A 16244-nucleotide genomic window follows, 5' to 3' on the forward strand; every position below is an offset into this window, starting at 1 on the left:
ATGGAGAAGGTCCGCCACCAGTTGTTCCTGCCCAAGCCGCTCTCCGATCGGCTCGAAGCGCTCGCCGCCAAGCCCGGCGCCAGCAAGTCGGCAATCCTCGTCGATGCCGTCACCGCGTGGCTCAACCGGCGCGGTGCGTCGGAGTTGGAGGATCGGTTTGCGATCCGGCTCGACCGGCTGACCCAGGCGATCGGCCGGGTCGACCGCGACACCTATGTCGTGCTCGAGACGCTGGCGCTGTTCATCCGGTTCGAACTCGCGATCCAGACGCCGCTTTCCGAAAACGACCAGGCTGGCCGCGCGCTCGGCGCCAAACGGTTCGAAGCCTTCGTCACGCAGGTCGGACGGCAGGTATCGACCGGACGCCGTTCGCTTGGGGGAACGCCAGCAGCCTCGACGAGGGAGGGCGAATGACCGCGACCCTCTCCGCCGAACGTCGCCGCCGCATGCTGATCACGGCACTCGGGCCCGACATCGCCGCCGCCATGCGCAACCCGCTGGTGATCGAGATCATGGTCAACCCCGACGGGGCGCTACGGCTCGACCGGCTCGGCGAAGGCCGCACCGACACCGAGGTCCGGATGGAGCCCGATCAGGTCGAACGGATCATCCGTCTGGTCGCGAGCCACGCGCGTGCCGAGGTCCATGCCGAACATCCGATCATCTCTGCGGAGCTGCCCCCGCATATCGAAGGCCGGGCCGGCGAACGGTTCGAAGGCGTGCTGCCGCCAGTCTCGTCGGCGCCCTGCTTCTCGATCCGCAAGCCAGCGCAGAAGCTGCATACGCTCGACGACTATATTGCCGATGGATTGATGTCGCAGGCCCAGGCCGACGCGCTGCGCGCCGCGGTCACGCAGCGATACAACATCCTCGTTGCCGGCGGCACCAGCTCGGGCAAGACGACGCTCGCCAACGCGCTGCTCGCCGAGATGGCGTGGGTCGATGCCCGCGTTATCCTGATCGAGGATACGCGCGAGCTGCAATGCCCGCTGCCGGACACGGTAGCGCTGCGCACGCGCCCGCCGCATGTCTCGATGACCGAGCTGGTGCGCTCGACCATGCGCCTGCGCCCCGATCGCATCGTGGTCGGAGAGGTCCGCGGTCCCGAAGCGCTCGACATGCTCAAGGCATGGAACACCGGGCACCCCGGCGGGATCGCGACTGTGCACGCCAACAGCGCGATCGCCGCGCTCTACCGGATCGAACAGCTGGTGCAGGAGGCGGTGGTCACCGTGCCCCGCCAGCTGATCGCGGAAGCCATCGACATCGTCGTCTTCATCTCCGGGCGCGGCATCGACCGCCGCGTCTCGATCATCGCGCGCGTGGCCGGGCTCGATCCCGACAGCGGCGCCTACGCACTCGCCGACCTCCCCAAGCTCAACACCAAGGAGACCTGAACCATGACCCTCACTTCACGCCTCTCCAACAACCGGCATCTGCTGATCGGTGCCGCGATCGGTCTCGCGCTTACCTTTGCGACCCAGGTCCAGGCGGCCGGCTCCGGCATGCCGTGGGAGGAACCGCTGCAACAGGTGCTGGAGTCCGTGCAGGGGCCGGTCGCCAAGATCGTGGCCGTCATCATCATCATCGTGACCGGGCTGACCCTCGCGTTTGGCGAGACCGCGGGCGGGTTCCGGCGGCTGATCCAGATCGTGTTCGGCCTGTCGATTGCGTTCGCCGCGTCGAGCTTCTTCCTGTCCTTCTTCAGCTTCGGCGGCGGGGCGCTGATCGCATGATCGGTGGCGGCCAGCATATCGACGGCTTCGAAGTGCCGATCCACGGCTCGCTCGGATCGCCGCTGCTGCTCGGCGGCGCACCGCGTGGGCTGGCGATCGTCAACGGGACGCTGGCCGCCGCTGTCAGCCTCGGCCTCCAGCAATGGGTCGCGGGGGTGCTGCTTTGGGCGGTCGGTCACAGCATCGCCGTGATGGCCGCCCGCCGCGACCCGAGCTTCGCCCCGGTCCTCCTCCGCCATATTCGCCAGAAGGGATATTTCGCATGCTGAGCCTGCGTGAGTATCGCGACCGCGCCGAACGCCTCGCCGATCATCTGCCCTGGGCAGCCCTGGTCGCGCCGGGCGTAGTGCTGAACAAGGACGGCAGCTTCCTCCGGGTGCTCGCCTTCCGCGGTCCGGATCTCGAGTCCGCGACCGAGGCAGAGCTGGTCGGGGCCTGCGCGCGGGCGAATAATGCGCTCAAGCGGTTCGGCAGCGGCTGGGCATTGTTCTTTGACGCCGAGCGGCGCGAGGCACTGGCCTATCCCGACAGTGCCTTTCCCGACGCGGCGAGCTGGCTGGTCGATGGCGAGCGGCAGGCGGCGTTCGAGGCCGAAAGCACGCATTTCGAGAGCCGATACCACCTGACGCTGACCTGGCTGCCGCCGGCGGACACGACCGACCGCGCCGGGCGCAGCCTCGTCGAGCGCCCTGACGGCGACCGGACACGCGACTGGCGCGGCGCGCTGGAGAGCTTCGTCTCTGAGACCGACCGCGTGCTCGACTTGCTGTCCGGCTTCATGGCCGATGTCCGGCCCCTAGACGATGGCGAGACGCTGACCTTCCTGCACGGCACGATCTCTGATCGCCGCCATCCCGTCGCCGCGCCTGACACGCCGATGTATCTTGACGGCATTCTCGCCGACACATCGCTGGTCGGCGGGCTGGAGCCGAAACTCGGCGAGCTGCATGTCCGCACACTGACAGTGCTCGGCTTCCCGAGCCTCAGCCGGCCCGGCATCCTCGACGCGCTCAACCACCAGGATTTTAGCTACCGCTGGGTCACGCGTTTCATCGCGCTCGACAAGACGCTGGCGACCAAGACGCTGACCTCGCTTCGGCGCCAGTGGTTCAATAAGCGCAAGTCGGTGACCGCGCTGCTGCGCGAGGTGCTCTACAATTCGCCGGCGCAGCTGCTCGACAGCGATGCCGACAACAAGGTCGTCGATGCCGACCAGGCCCTTCAGGCGCTCGGCGGCGATCATGTCGCCTTCGGCTATCTGACGACGACGATCACCGTCACCGATCGCAGCCGGGCCGCGGTCGAGGACAAGGTTCGCGCGGTCGAGCGCATCGTCAACGGTGTTGGCTTCACCTGCGTGCGCGAGACGGTCAACGCGGTCGAGGCCTGGCTCTCGTCGCTGCCGGGGCATGTCTATGCCAATGTCCGGCAGCCGCTGGTCCACACACTCAACCTCGCTCATCTGATGCCGCTGTCGTCGGTCTGGGCCGGGCCAGTGCGCAACAGCCACTTCGGCGGCCCGCCACTGCTGGTCGCGAAGACGGCCGGCTCGACGCCGTTCCGGCTTTCTACCCATGTCGGCGATGTCGGGCACATGATGGTCGTCGGACCGACCGGCGCCGGCAAGTCGGTGCTGCTGAGCCTGATCGCGCTCCAGTTCCGCCGCTACCCGGGCGCGCAGGTCTATATTTTCGACAAGGGCAACAGCGCACGCGCCGCGGTGCTGGCGATGGGCGGCGCACACCATGCGCTCGGATCGGCGGAAGCTGACGGCGAGACGCTCGCCTTCCAGCCGCTCGCCAATATCGACGACGCCAATGAGCGTAGCTGGGCCGCCGAGTGGATCGCAGCGCTGCTGTCGCACGAGAATGTGCCTGTCACACCGGAGATAAAGGACGCGATCTGGACGGCGTTCGGCAGCCTCGCGTCCGCGCCGCGCGAGGAGCGGACCATGACCGGCCTCGCGCTGCTACTCCAGTCGAACGCGCTGCGCATCGCGCTTCAGCCCTATACGCTCGAAGGGCCGCACGGCCGGCTGCTCGATGCGGCCGAACAGCATCTTGAGCTAGCCGATGTCCAGTGCTTCGAGACCGAGGCGCTGATGGGCCAGACCGGCGCGGTCGCGCCGGTGCTGACCTATCTGTTCCACCGGTTGGAGGAGCGGTTCGACGGACGGCCGACCCTGCTGATCCTGGACGAAGCCTGGATCTTCCTCGATCACCCGCTGTTCGCCGCACGCATCCGCGAATGGCTCAAGGTGTTGCGCAAGAAGAACGTCGCGGTGCTGTTCGCTACGCAGAGCCTCGCCGACATCGCCGGATCACCGATCGCGCCAGCCATCATCGAAAGCTGCCCGCAGCGCATTCTGCTGCCCAACGATCGCGCGATCGAGCCGCAGGGCCATGACATCTATGCGCGGTTCGGCCTCAACGACCGGCAGATCGAGTTGATCGCCCGCGCCACGCCCAAGCGACATTATTATCTGCAATCCGCACGCGGCAGCCGGCTGTTCGAGCTGGGGCTCGGCCCCGTCGCACTGGCGTTGTGCGGATCGTCCGATCCGGCCGCGCAGGCGAGCATCGACGCCATTCTCGCCGAACACGGCCACGACGCCTTCGCGCAGGCTTTCCTGCGCTCCGCCGATCTCGGCTGGGCGGCCGACCTCGCCGCCGACTTCTCGATCCCTACCGCCCCCCAAGAAGGAGAAGAATGATGCGTATCCCCAACCGCAAGCACCTCATCGCCGCCGTCCTCGGCCTCGGCGCCGTCGGATCGCTCGGTATCGGCCTCGGCCTGACCAGCACGCCCGCCCAAGCCCAGTTCGGCGGCGTGGTGTTCGACCCGAGCAACTATGCGCAGAACATTTTGACGGCCGCGCGCACGCTCCAGAGCGTCAACCAGCAGATCCAACAACTCCAGAACGAGGCGCAGATGCTGGTCAACATGGGCAAGAACCTGACGAAGATCGACTTCCCGCAGCTCAATGCGCTCAAGCAGAAGCTCGCCGAAATCGACCGGCTGATGGGCCGCGCGCAGGCGATCGACTTCAAGGTCGACCAGCTCGACGACAAGTTCCAGTCGCTGTTCCCGAAGGACTTCTCGTCTGCGCTGCGGACCGATGCCCGCGTGCGCGATGCCCGCGCGCGGCTCGACGCCAGCATGGGCGCGTTCCGCCAGACGATGACGGTGCAGGCGCAGGTGGTCGAGAACATCCAGTCCGACACACAGGCGCTCGCCGACATCGTCGCGCGCAGCCAGGTCGCTGAAGGCTCGCTCCAGGCGCAGCAGGCAACCAACCAGCTTCTCGCGCTTACCGCCAAGCAGCAGTTCCAGCTCCAGCACATGATGGCGGCGCAGTTCCGCAGCGAAGCGGTCGAGCAGGCGCGCCGTGCGACACAGGCCGCCGAGGCACGCGCGGCGACGAAGAAGTTCCTCGGTACCGGATCGGCCTACACGCCCCGATAGCCCCCCAAAGGGCCGCAAGGCTCGATCCGGCCAGCGGCCGGTGATGCCCCTCTCATCATCGGTCGCCGTCGCGGGGCGCGGTCCCGCTCCCCCAACTGCGCCCCGCGACACCCTCGCAACACCGACAGGAAGGCAGTCACTTGAACGACCTCAATGTCATCGACCGCTTCCTGCAAGCGTTCATCACCTACATCGACAGCGGGTTCGGGCTGCTTGGACCCGACGTCGGGTTCCTGACCGCGACGCTGATCGGCATCGACATCACGCTGGCGGGCCTGTTCTGGGCGCTGGGTGGCGAGGACAATGTCATCGGCCGGTTCCTGCGGAAGATCCTCTACGTCGGAGCGTTCGCCTTCATCCTGAACAGCTTCTCGACGCTCGCCGACATCATCTTTCGGTCATTCGCGCAGGCCGGCCTGACCGCCGGCGGCGGCACGCTGTCCGCCGATGACCTGCTCAAGCCGGGGCGGCTCGCCGGCACCGGCTTCTCGGCCGCGTGGCCGCTGCTCGAACAGGCGAGCGAGATGGTCGGGTTCACGACCTTCTTCGACAATTTCCTGACGATCATGGTCCTGCTGTTCGCCTGGGCACTGGTGATCGTCGCCTTCTTCATCCTCGCCGTGCAGATGTTCGTCTGCATCCTCGAGTTCAAGCTGACCACGCTCGCCGGCTTCATCCTCGTGCCGTTCGCGCTGTGGAACCGGACCAGTTTCCTCGCCGAGCGCGTGCTCGGGAACGTGGTCTCCTCCGGCATCAAGGTGATGGTGCTCGCGGTCATCGTCGGCATCGGCTCGAACTTCTTCACCGAATTCACCGAAGCGCTGCAGGGCCAGGAGCCGGACATCGGCCAGGCCATGAGCCTGGTGCTCGCCAGCCTGTCGCTGTTCGGCCTGGGCATCTTCGGTCCGTCGATCGCTTCCGGGCTGGTATCTGGAGCGCCCCAGCTCGGCGCCGGCGCGGCACTCGGAACGACGCTCGGTGCGGCAGGTGTCACCATGCTCGCCGGAGGCGCCGCGGTCGGTGGCGCGCGATTGGCCGGCGGTGCCGCGCTCGGTGCGGTCCGCTCGGGCACCTCGATGGAGTCGGCCGCCTCGACCGCCTACGGACTCGGCAAGGAGACCGCCGCCCAGCCGTCGGTCGGTGCAGGTTTGGCCGGCGTCGCCCGGGCGGCCGGCAGTGCCGCCAAGGCGCGGGCCGGCGGCGCGCTCGGTCTCGGGGAAGCCGCGTCCAGTGGTCGCCAAGCGGCGTGGAACGCCCTCAACCAGAACTCTCCGTCGCCGGCACCGTGTGGACCGGGCGGCGGCGGGGAGACGGGCGGTGCGCCTGCCTGGGCACGCGCGATGCGCGCCGAACAGACCATGCGGCATCGCCGCCAGCTCGCCGTCCACGCGATCAGCCAGGGCGACCGCGGCGGCGCCTCCGCCACTCCCGATATCAAGGAAAGGAACGACTGAGCCATGTTCTTCAAGCGAAGTGCGCAGCGCTACGGGCGCACGCCATCCCCGGAAACCCCATACCAGCGCGCCGGGCAACTCTGGGATGAGCGGATCGGCTCGGCACGGGTGCAGGCGCGCAACTGGCGGCTGATGGCGTTCGGATGCCTCGCACTGACCGCAGGCACTTCTGCGGGGCTCGCATGGCAATCGCTGCAAAGCCGGGTGACCCCCTATGTCGTGGAGGTCGACCGGCTCGGCGAAGCGCGCGCGGTGCAAGCGGCGGATGTCGCCTATCAGCCGACCGACAGCCAAGTCGCGTGGCACCTCTCGCACTTCATCACCAACATCCGATCGGTGTCGCTCGATCCGGTGCTGATGCGCCGCGATTGGCTCGAAGCCTATGATTTCGCGACCAAGCGCGGCGCGCAGTTCCTCGGAGAATATGCCCGATCGGCATCCCCGTTCGCCAATGTCGGCGAGCGCACCGTGTCGGTGCAGGTCACCAGCGTCGTGCGCGCGTCCGACAAGTCGTTCCAGGTGAAGTGGACGGAGACGGCGTTCGAACGCGGATCGCAGGCTGGGACCAGCCGCTGGACCGCCATCCTCACGACCGTCACGCGCCCACCGGCCTCGGCCGATGTGCTGCGCAAGAACCCGCTCGGCATCTACGTCGACGCGATCGACTGGAGCCGCGAACTCGACACCGCTTCGCCTCCGTCCCCGACGCCCAAGCCGGCACCGCAACCAGAGCCGAACCTTCCGCTCGGAACGCCGCTCGATTCCACGCTGGGCAGCCAGTCGGACGCACCAAGCCCGTCCAATTCGCAGGAGAAGAACTCATGAAGGCCATCATTCTGCCGGCGGTCGCCGGAATGCTACTCGCGTGCCCTGCGCTCGCGCAGGAGCGCTATGTATCACCGCTCAAGACCGTCCGTTCGGCAACACGCAACGCCACGATCGAGCCGGCACGAACCGGGTTCGTCAGCGGGGCGCAGGTCTATCCGTTCAGCGAGGGCACGATCTTCCAGGTCTATGCCGCGCCCGGGCTGGTCACCGACATCATGCTCCAGCCCGGCGAGAACCTCGTCGCGGTCGCCAGCGGCGATACCGCTCGCTGGGTGATCGGCGATACGACGAGCGGCACCGGTGACGGAAAGCAGACGCATGTGCTGGTGAAGCCGTTCTCGGCCGGATTGCTCACCAACCTCGTCATCACGACCGACAGGCGCGCATACCATGTCCGGCTGGTCAGCACCTCGGCGACGGCCCTGTCTTCGATGCGGTGGACGTATCCGCAAGACGAGTTGTTGGCACTACGGCGGAAGACGGAAGCCGCCCAGGCCGTCGCGCCGGTGGCGACAGGTCTCGCGATCGAGCAGCTGCATTTCAACTATACGATAAGCGGCGATCGCCCGGCGTGGCGTCCGCTGCGTGTGTTCGACGACGGGTCGAAAACCTATGTCGAGTTCCCCGCCTCGCTCACCAATGGCGAGGCACCTCCGCTGTTCCTAGTCGGTGCGGACGGCAAGGCGGAGCTGGTCAACTATCGGCTGCGCGATCGCTTCTACATCGTGGACCGCATCTTCGACGCCGCCGAATTGCGGCTTGGTCTCAAGAAGCAGCAAATCGTCCGTATCGACCGCGTTTCGCGGGCCGGGAAGCGGAGGGGTGCATGACCGACACGCTCGTCACCGACCCACCGATCGCGACGCCCCCGACCGGTCCGGCAAAGCTCGATCCCGAAACACTGAGCATCCGTTCGCGACCGGCACGGGCGATCCGCTTCCGGCGCGGCGCCATCATCGGCGCGGCGGCGCTCGGCTCGGCCAGCTTGATGGGCATCGCCTGGATGGCGTTGAAGCCCCAGGTGTTCCGGCAGGTCGCCCAGGAAAGCGAGCTGTCTCAGCCGATGGCGAAGCCGGCTTCGGATGCGCTGTCGGAATTGCCGACCAGCTACGGTGATGCGCCAAAGCTCGGACCGCTATTGCCAGGTGATCTCGGTCGACCGATCCTCCGTGCGCAGGAGCGGGCCGGAGCGACCACTGCGCCTGCGTCGGTCGATACCGCCGCAGCGGCACGGCAGCAGCGGCTTGCCGATCTCAAGGCCGCGCGGGAATCCGGTCTGATGGCGCAGACCATGACCAGCCGTGGTGCAGTGGCCCCGATCGCGTCAGAGGGCGCCACCGCGTTGGCCGATGCGCCGGCCGCGAGTTCGGCGCCGACGGGCACCCGGAAGGAACAGTTCGCCTCTGCTCGCGACACAGGCGGAGACATCAACTCAGGTGAACTGGTCGCACCCGTGTCGCCCAACAGCCTGCTTGCCGGGAGCGTGATCGCGGCAAGCCTCATCACCGGGCTCAATTCCGACCTGCCGGGCATGGTCACTGCGCAGGTGACGCAGAATGTGTTCGATACGGTCACAGGCAATATCTTGCTCGTGCCACAAGGTGCCCGGCTGATCGGCAAATATGATAGCGTCGTCGCGTTCGGGCAGCGTCGGGCTCTGGTCATCTGGCAGCGGCTGATTCTGCCCGATGGCAGAGCGGTGCGGCTCGACAACATGCCAGCGACCGACGCGGGCGGCTATGCCGGCCTCGCCGACAAGGTGGATTTCCACACTTGGACGCTGCTCAAGGGCGTTGCGATCGCCACCTTGCTCGGGGTCGGTTCGGAGCTGTCGATCTCCGGTGAAAGCGATCTCGTGCAGGCGATCCGAGAGTCCGCCCAATCGAACACCGCGCGCGCCGGCGACCAGATCACCCAGCGCAACCTCGACATTCAGCCAACGATCACGATCCGCCCCGGTGCCCCGGTTCGCGTCCTCGTGACGCGCGATCTCGTGCTGGCACCCTGGCGCGAAAGGACAAGCTGACATGGCCGATCTCAAGCTGGGCAAACTACCCGACCGGACGCCGGTCAAGCTGACCATCACGATCACACCCGACCTTCAGGCCGCGCTGCAAGCCTATGCGGCCGTCTATGCCTCGACCTATGGCGTGGAAGAGCCGGTCGCCTTATCTGGACAGTCTGCACCGTGCCTGACGCACCATTGAACGGTATGCTTTGGCGCGACGCAGGGGGGCATCAGGCCGGATGAAGCGCTATCCATAAGCTGGCGTAATCCGGCCTGATGACCACCGTCCCGCAGGCGCGCAACGTGTGCGATCTGGAGTCGGGAGGGGGTCCGGGGGAGGGACTGACAAGCTGTGGATAATTCAGGTGCGTCGATCGTCATTCAGGAGCGCCGGACGGCGGATGGCCTGGACTCCTACATCCCGGTAATTCTGCGTGATGGTGCGATCTATGATCTCCACCTTGAGCGCTACTTCCTCGATTTGCCGCTGAACGGTTCGCGTTCGCGACACTCGTTGCGCGCCCATGGTTATGATGTTCTGGTCTGGGTTCGCTTTCTCGCTTCGGCCCGCGGCAAGTCTGTCTGGCAAGCCGATGCCGATGATGTCGGTGCCTATCATCGTGCCCGGCGGCGCAGCGATGCTGAGTTCCGGATTTCTGCATCGACGTGGAACCGGGCGATTGCCTCGCTCGACAAGCTTTATCGATGGGCCGAACGGGAGGGGCTGATCGAGCGTACACCTTTTACGCATCGTCAGGTCTGGCGACGATCGCACGATGGGCGCCGTGCGGCGGTCACGGGCCGCAATAACGCCTATGAGCGCGCAGCCCGTCGTTCCGACGTCCGTTTCATCGATCTCACCGATTACCGCGCCTTCCGGGAAGTTGGTTTGCGCGGCCTGACCGTTGAAGGGACCGAGCGTCCTGGAGCGCGTGACCGCAATGGCGCGCGCAACGCGCTGTTCGCCGATCTGCTGGTCACCACCGGCCTGCGCCTGGAAGAGGCATCCCACTTGCTCGCAGCTGAGATTCCGGTTTGCGACGCCCGCTCGGAACGTCAGCGGCGGGTCGAGCTTCCGGCGGCACTCACCAAGGGTGACAGGGGGCGAAGCATGCTGCTGCCGCGCCGCTTGTTGCCGGTGTTTGACGCCTACATCGCCGTTGAGCGAGCCGCAGCCGTCGCCAAGTTCGCACAGCGCCGTGGCTGGGAAGCCATCGACCGCCCGATCTTCATCCACAGCCCCTCATTCGGGCAGCGTGCATTGCATCTCGTTGGCGGTGGCACGATGGACATAGAGGTCGTCACACCGGATGAACGCGCAAGGCTTGTTATTTGCGCTGACGATGGAACGCCGCGCGAAGCCGCGGTCCTCTGGCTGACCGAGGTGGGCCATCCTGTGTTGCCCAACTCGTGGGAAGCGATCTTCGCACGGGCGAGCCGCCGCTGCACGGACGCCGGCATCCCGGTCCGGCTTAGCCCCCATCAACTCCGGCATTCCTTTGCAGTCCACATGCTTGCCATGCTGATCCAGCGCCGCCTCGCCGACGCAGCGGCACCAGTGGGCGCCATGGAAGGTTATCGCCAGCTGGTCGGCGATCCGCTTCAACAGGTCCAGCGATTGCTTGGCCATTCGAGCCTCGCGACGACCTCTATTTATCTCGATCACCTCGCCACGCGTGCCGATACCGTTGATGCGGCAGTCGAAGAACTGCTGGCACTCGTACCAGGCTATCTTCGATCATGACCGCTGCTCCACGCAAAGGACGCAAGGTCAGCTTCGCGGCAGATACGGCTGCGCCCCAAGCCGATCCATGGTCGCAGATCAGCACGCTGCGCTTCATGATTCATCCCTTATATGGCGGCGAGCTGCTCGTCGATTTCACGGGCTTGCGGCCACGCGGCCTGGCGCTCGCATTTGCCCGGAGCCTGTTCATGCTGGCTGCTCCGCGCGGCCCCATCATGGTACGTTCGTCGCTCAAGACATACGCCAACCAGCTGCCAAGCTTCTTTTCCTACCTGGCCGGGACAGGCGACGGGATCAACGGCCCTGCTGACCTTCGTGCCCATCACATTGATGGATTTGAGACATGGCTCAGCGCGCAGGGCAAGTCTTGCGTGCATGGACCAACCTATGTCGCCAAGGTCGTTTCCGTCCTTCGTCGCATCGCGGACGACAGCCCCGAGCTTGTCGATTGCGGCTTGCGGGAACGACTGCGCTACGTCAGCTCACACGCACACGTTCGTTCCCGTCCACGCGATGCCTACAGTCCGTATGTAGCCCGCCAGCTGCGCGATGCGGCACGCGCGGATATCGCTGCGATCGAGGCGCGCTTGCGGTCGGGGCCGCAGTTCGATGAGGTGCCGCAGATCGATGGCGCATATTGCAAAGCCCATGCTGCCATCGAGACATACGGTGTTCTGGGCTACCGTGATCCCACGTTTCAGAGCCTGTACAAGCTGCGCAAAAAGCGCGATCTCACCAGTGACAGGCTTAACCTGAGCCTCCACGCAGCCCACTATCTTACTGCCGACGATATCGTCCCGCTTCTTGTTCTGCTCTTAATCGAGACAGGGCTTGAGCTGGAGTGCTGCAAGTCGCTCACCCTCGATTGTCTGCGCAATGCCGCAGGGGGTACCGTCGATATCGCCTACACCAAGCTGCGGGCACACGGTGCCGAGCACAAGACAATCCGGGTGCGTGATCGCGGCTCATCCACCGCTGGCGGTCTGATCCGACGCATCATCGCCCTATCGTCCAAGGCCAGGGTCCATAACTCCAGCGATAACCTTTGGGTCTATTTTCAGCCGGGCGAGATCACCGCAGGTATTCGTCAACTGCGCTTGAAGGTCAGTGCCTGGACGCAGCGCCATTGTATTACCGATGATCAGGGTAAACCGCTCCACCTGTGTCTTTCGTATCTGCGCAAGACGCACAAGGCCTTGTGGTATCTCAAGACCGAAGGCCACATGGCCCGCTTCGCCGTAGGTCATACCGTCGATATCGCGGCACGGCACTACGCCGATATTCCCTCCCTCAGACCGCTGCACGAGCAAACCGTGGCAGATGCCCTCGAAGAGGTGCTCGCTGGTCCAATGATCCTGCCTCCTCAAGACGAGGACCGGCTGCGCGGCGAGTTGGCAAGCCCTGATCCCGATGATGGGGGCATTTCAACCGCACTGCTCAATGGCGAACAAGACGTCTGGCTTGCAAGCTGTGGCAACTTCTATTCCAGTCCCTTCGCATCCGCCGGCACGCCATGCCCTACACCGTTCTGGGCCTGCCTCGATTGCCGCAACGCGGTCATTACCGCGCGCAAGCTGCCTGCCATTCTCACCTTTCTCTCCTTCGTCGACGCTCAGCGGATCGGCCTGAGTGCTGCTGATTGGACCGCCAAGTTTGGTCATGCCCATGATCGCATCGTTCAGCAGATTCTGCCTGCCTTCGCCGAAGACGTCGTGACAAGGGCCCGTGCGCAAGTCGCGAACGACCCTCCCACGGTCTATCTGCCGCCAGAGGCACGGGCATGACCGTTGTCCAGCTTCTGGCGGAGAGCGACGATGAGCGCGATGCCCTCCCTGTGCTTATGTCCGCGCCTTTGCGCCCCGGCTGCGATCGCGCGCATATTTCACGATACGGCGATCCAGTGTGGGATCTGGCTCCCGGCGTATTTCGCGACAACGCGCGGCGCTGCCATGTCACGGTACATTTCGGCGGTATCAAAGACCCATCCATTGCTGATGCCCTGCGCCAGATTCTCCATGCGCGGCTCAATGTCGATCTCCCCGGTCACCGTTCGCGGCTTGAGCCGGCCGGGGTGCGCGGCGAGGCCAACCGGACCTTGCGCTTTTTCGACTTCGTCAAGGCTCAGCTGGGGCGTTTCGATCTCGCCCGGGTCGATCAGGCTCTGGTCGATCGCTACGCCGGAGCCTTGCGCCTAGCCGGGCTGCGCCCAGTTGCAGCGGCAGCGCTGCTGCGGATCGTCTTTGACCTGCACGAGTTGCAGCATCATCTGCCGACTGCGCGCCTGTCCTTCGAACCGTGGCCGGGACGAAGTCCGTTTTCCGTGGCGGGCGCAAAGCATATTGCAGGGGAGAACCGGACGCCGCGCATTCCTGAAGCGATCATGACGCCGCTGCTCTCCTGGTCGTTGCGCTACGTGACCTGCTACGCAGGCGATATCCTTGCCGCACGGGCAGAACTCGATTGCCTTGAAGCAACGCGCAACCGTCTGATTGCCGCTGAGGAAGGTCTGGATCCCGCTGTTCGTCGGTTACGGCAACGCCAACGCCTCCTCGACTATGTTGCATCCTTGCGGCAGCATGGGCGCGGCATTCCGATCTGGACCACGGCACATAACGGCGCAACGCGAACAGATCCGCAAACCGGCGCCGTCACGCCGCCGATCAACTACCACCTGATCCACCTCCATGCCGGTATCAACGCGCAGGCCGAACCTGCCATGCACCTTGGCCTGGCCACGGGTGCACCAGACCTCATCGCCGCTGCCATCGCAGAACTCGGCACCGAGATTGGCGGCATGGATACGCCCAATTCTGCCGATCCCGATACGGGCATGCCTTGGCGCACCCGCTTCGATGCCAAGGTTTTGCCCCTCGAGGAAGTCATGCTGCAGTCCGCAGCCTATATCGTATGTGCCTTTCTCTCAGGCATGCGGGACAGCGAGATCCAAGCCATGAGGCGGGGATGCCTGTCTATTACCAAAGCCGAAGACGGTACGATCTTGCGGCATCGTATCAAGTCCACTGCTTACAAGGGCAAGCGCGGCGGCGGCGAGGAGACCGAGTGGGTTACCATCGCGCCGGTCGCTGAAGCCATCGATGTCCTCGAACGCCTTTCCGCGCGGGCGGGACAAGCGCGCGGAACAACGACCCTGTGGCCAGTCCTCACGCTTCGGGCCAATACCAAGACGCACGTCTCTGCAGAGATAGTCCGGCAACTCAACCGGTTCCGCGATCACCTCAATGACCACTTCGGATCCGCGCAGGCACCCGTCATTCCTGCCGGACCCGACGGCCGACCATGGCGTCTGACAACGCGTCAGTTTCGCCGCACAATCGCCTGGCACATCGCCAACCGGCCCTTCGGAACAATTGCCGGCATGATCCAGTACAAGCATGCGAGCGTTGCGGCTTTCGAAGGCTATGCTGGCAGCAGCCGGTCCGGATTTCGGGGAGAGATCGAAGCCCAGCGTGCGCTTGGCCAGATTGACGATATCCTTGTCTACTTCGACGAGCGGCAAAGTGGCGCACGCCTTGGCGGACCTGCCGCGAACAGGGTCGGAGTTGTGCTTGATACTGCCGCCCACGAGTTGGCGCCGCTACCTGCCATGATTGCCGACCGTCCACGTCTGCGCACCATGCTGGGCAGTCTCGCGCGGACATTGCATGTCGGCCCGCTGGCCGATTGCTTCTTTGATCCGGCAACCGCCCTGTGCCTGAACCGGAGTTCGGAGCCAGGCGCAAGCGGGCCAATGATCTCCATGTGCGAACCGGTCCGCTGCCCCAATGCCTGCATCGCCGAACGGCATCGCCCGGCATGGCAGCGCGGTGCTGATGAGGCACGGTTGTTGTTGCGCGAGAAGCGGCTTCCAGAGCCGCAGCGGGTGACGCTTCAGGCCGAGGTGGCCAGAATCCAGCGTGTTCTTGAACAGATCGCACCGGGTACCGCCACACCGCATAACGGTATGGCGGGAGAGGAAGAGGAGGCGGGTTTGCGGGTGACGGATTGAAGGAGCGGAAGACAGTTTCCCTCCGCCCGTCGTGGAGACCTGCCATGTCCCGATCCTACCCTGCGACGCCGCGAGCCGACGTTTATTCGCGCATCACCACCGAGATTGTATCTGCCATCGAAGCCGGGGCCGGCGATTGGCGCATGCCCTGGCACCATGATGGCGCTGCCACCACCAGGCCGCAGAACGTCACCTCTCGCCGCCGCTATCGCGGCGTCAACGTGCTCGCGCTCTGGATCGCAGCCGAAGCGGCTGCCTATTCCAGCGGTCTTTGGGGGACCTATCGCCAGTGGGCATCGCTTGGCGCACAGGTCCGCAAAGGTGAACGCGGAACGACGGTTGTGTTCTGGAAACAGGCCGCATCGCGCGCCGATGATGATCATGACGATGGCGAAGCCGGACCCGGCCGCATGTTCGCGCGGGCCTTCACCGTGTTCAACCTCGCCCAGGTCGAGGGCTATGAACCCCCACCTGTCGCAGTTCTACCCGAGGGCGAGCGGTTCGGGCACGCCGAAGCTTTCGTCGCGGCCCTCAAGATCCCGATCACCGAGGGCGCCTACGATGCGCACTACCGGATCGACCTCGATCACATCTTCATGCCGACCTTTGCCTCGTTTCGGGATGCATCAGCACAGATGGGCACGCTTTTGCATGAGGCGGCCCACGCCACAGGGGCAAAGCACCGGCTCGACCGCAACTTTGCCGAACGTTTCAAGCGCGACAGCTTGGCGATCGAGGAAATTTGCGCTGAACTGACCGCATCGTTCGTACTCGCCGACCTCAGGATCGCTCACCATCCGCGGGCCGATCATGCCGCCTACGTAGCATCGTGGTTGCGCGCACTCAAAGACGACCCTCGCGCCATCTTCACCGCCGCCAGCAAGGCGCAGGCGGCCGCCGATTGGATGCACGCCCAGCAGCCCCAGCCTGAGGAGATCGCCGCATGATAAGCGCCCCGAAAATTTGCGGTAGAAGTCACATTAGGGCTGGACTGTCAGGATAT

Annotated in this window: 14 protein-coding genes and 1 pseudogene; all 15 read left to right on the top strand. The window is 65.2% G+C overall.

All coding sequences use genetic code 11. From position 1 onward, the window contains the following. Positions 1–414: a hypothetical protein gene (locus tag L286_RS40540; protein ID WP_020817620.1), complete on the top strand. Its 414-nt coding sequence runs from the start codon at positions 1–3 to the stop codon at positions 412–414. Continuing rightward, positions 411–1397, top strand: coding sequence for a P-type conjugative transfer ATPase TrbB (trbB, locus tag L286_RS40545; RefSeq protein WP_020817619.1), 987 nt, complete (start codon positions 411–413; stop codon positions 1395–1397). The genes L286_RS40540 and trbB overlap by 4 nt, the downstream gene beginning before the upstream one ends. Positions 1398–1400: 3 nt before the next feature. Continuing rightward, entirely contained in the window at positions 1401–1736 is a 336-nt protein-coding gene (locus L286_RS40550; protein WP_020817618.1) for a TrbC/VirB2 family protein, read from the top strand. Continuing rightward, positions 1733–2005, top strand: a complete 273-nt coding sequence (locus L286_RS40555) for a VirB3 family type IV secretion system protein (RefSeq protein WP_020817617.1) — start codon at positions 1733–1735, stop codon at positions 2003–2005. The genes L286_RS40550 and L286_RS40555 overlap by 4 nt, the downstream gene beginning before the upstream one ends. Beyond that, a complete protein-coding gene (gene trbE, locus L286_RS40560) occupies positions 1999–4449 on the top strand; it encodes a conjugal transfer protein TrbE (RefSeq protein WP_020817616.1) in 2451 nt (816 codons plus the stop codon). The genes L286_RS40555 and trbE overlap by 7 nt, the downstream gene beginning before the upstream one ends. Next, positions 4449–5201, top strand: a complete 753-nt coding sequence (gene trbJ, locus L286_RS40565; protein ID WP_025161203.1) for a P-type conjugative transfer protein TrbJ — start codon at positions 4449–4451, stop codon at positions 5199–5201. The genes trbE and trbJ overlap by 1 nt, the downstream gene beginning before the upstream one ends. A gap of 140 nt (positions 5202–5341) precedes the next feature. After that, entirely contained in the window at positions 5342–6655 is a 1314-nt protein-coding gene (gene trbL / locus L286_RS40570) for a P-type conjugative transfer protein TrbL (RefSeq protein ID WP_020817614.1), read from the top strand. Between the two features lie 3 nt (positions 6656–6658). Continuing rightward, positions 6659–7480 (top strand): conjugal transfer protein TrbF, encoded by an 822-nt coding sequence (gene trbF, locus L286_RS40575; protein WP_020817613.1) that lies wholly within the window; start codon positions 6659–6661, stop codon positions 7478–7480. Further along, the gene (gene trbG, locus L286_RS40580; protein WP_020817612.1) at positions 7477–8313 is read left to right on the top strand and encodes a P-type conjugative transfer protein TrbG; all 837 of its coding nucleotides are present in this window, start codon (positions 7477–7479) and stop codon (positions 8311–8313) included. Before trbF ends, trbG begins: the two co-directional genes overlap by 4 nt. Next, a complete protein-coding gene (locus tag L286_RS40585; protein ID WP_020817611.1) occupies positions 8310–9509 on the top strand; it encodes a TrbI/VirB10 family protein in 1200 nt (399 codons plus the stop codon). Before trbG ends, L286_RS40585 begins: the two co-directional genes overlap by 4 nt. Position 9510: 1 nt before the next feature. Further along, a pseudogene (locus L286_RS40590) lies at positions 9511–9651 on the top strand (DUF2274 domain-containing protein); the annotation flags it as partial. A 192-nt stretch (positions 9652–9843) separates the two neighbouring features. Beyond that, the gene (locus L286_RS40595; protein WP_013039032.1) at positions 9844–11235 is read left to right on the top strand and encodes a tyrosine-type recombinase/integrase; all 1392 of its coding nucleotides are present in this window, start codon (positions 9844–9846) and stop codon (positions 11233–11235) included. After that, entirely contained in the window at positions 11232–13019 is a 1788-nt protein-coding gene (locus L286_RS40600; protein WP_013039033.1) for a hypothetical protein, read from the top strand. The genes L286_RS40595 and L286_RS40600 overlap by 4 nt, the downstream gene beginning before the upstream one ends. After that, positions 13016–15241, top strand: a complete 2226-nt coding sequence (locus tag L286_RS40605; protein WP_013039034.1) for an integrase — start codon at positions 13016–13018, stop codon at positions 15239–15241. The genes L286_RS40600 and L286_RS40605 overlap by 4 nt, the downstream gene beginning before the upstream one ends. A gap of 44 nt (positions 15242–15285) precedes the next feature. After that, positions 15286–16188, top strand: coding sequence for an ArdC family protein (locus L286_RS40610; protein ID WP_013039035.1), 903 nt, complete (start codon positions 15286–15288; stop codon positions 16186–16188). The last annotated feature ends 56 nt before the right edge of the window (positions 16189–16244 follow it).

Source organism: Sphingobium sp. HDIP04 (assembly GCF_000445085.1).
Classification (GTDB): Bacteria; Pseudomonadota; Alphaproteobacteria; order Sphingomonadales; family Sphingomonadaceae; genus Sphingobium; species Sphingobium indicum.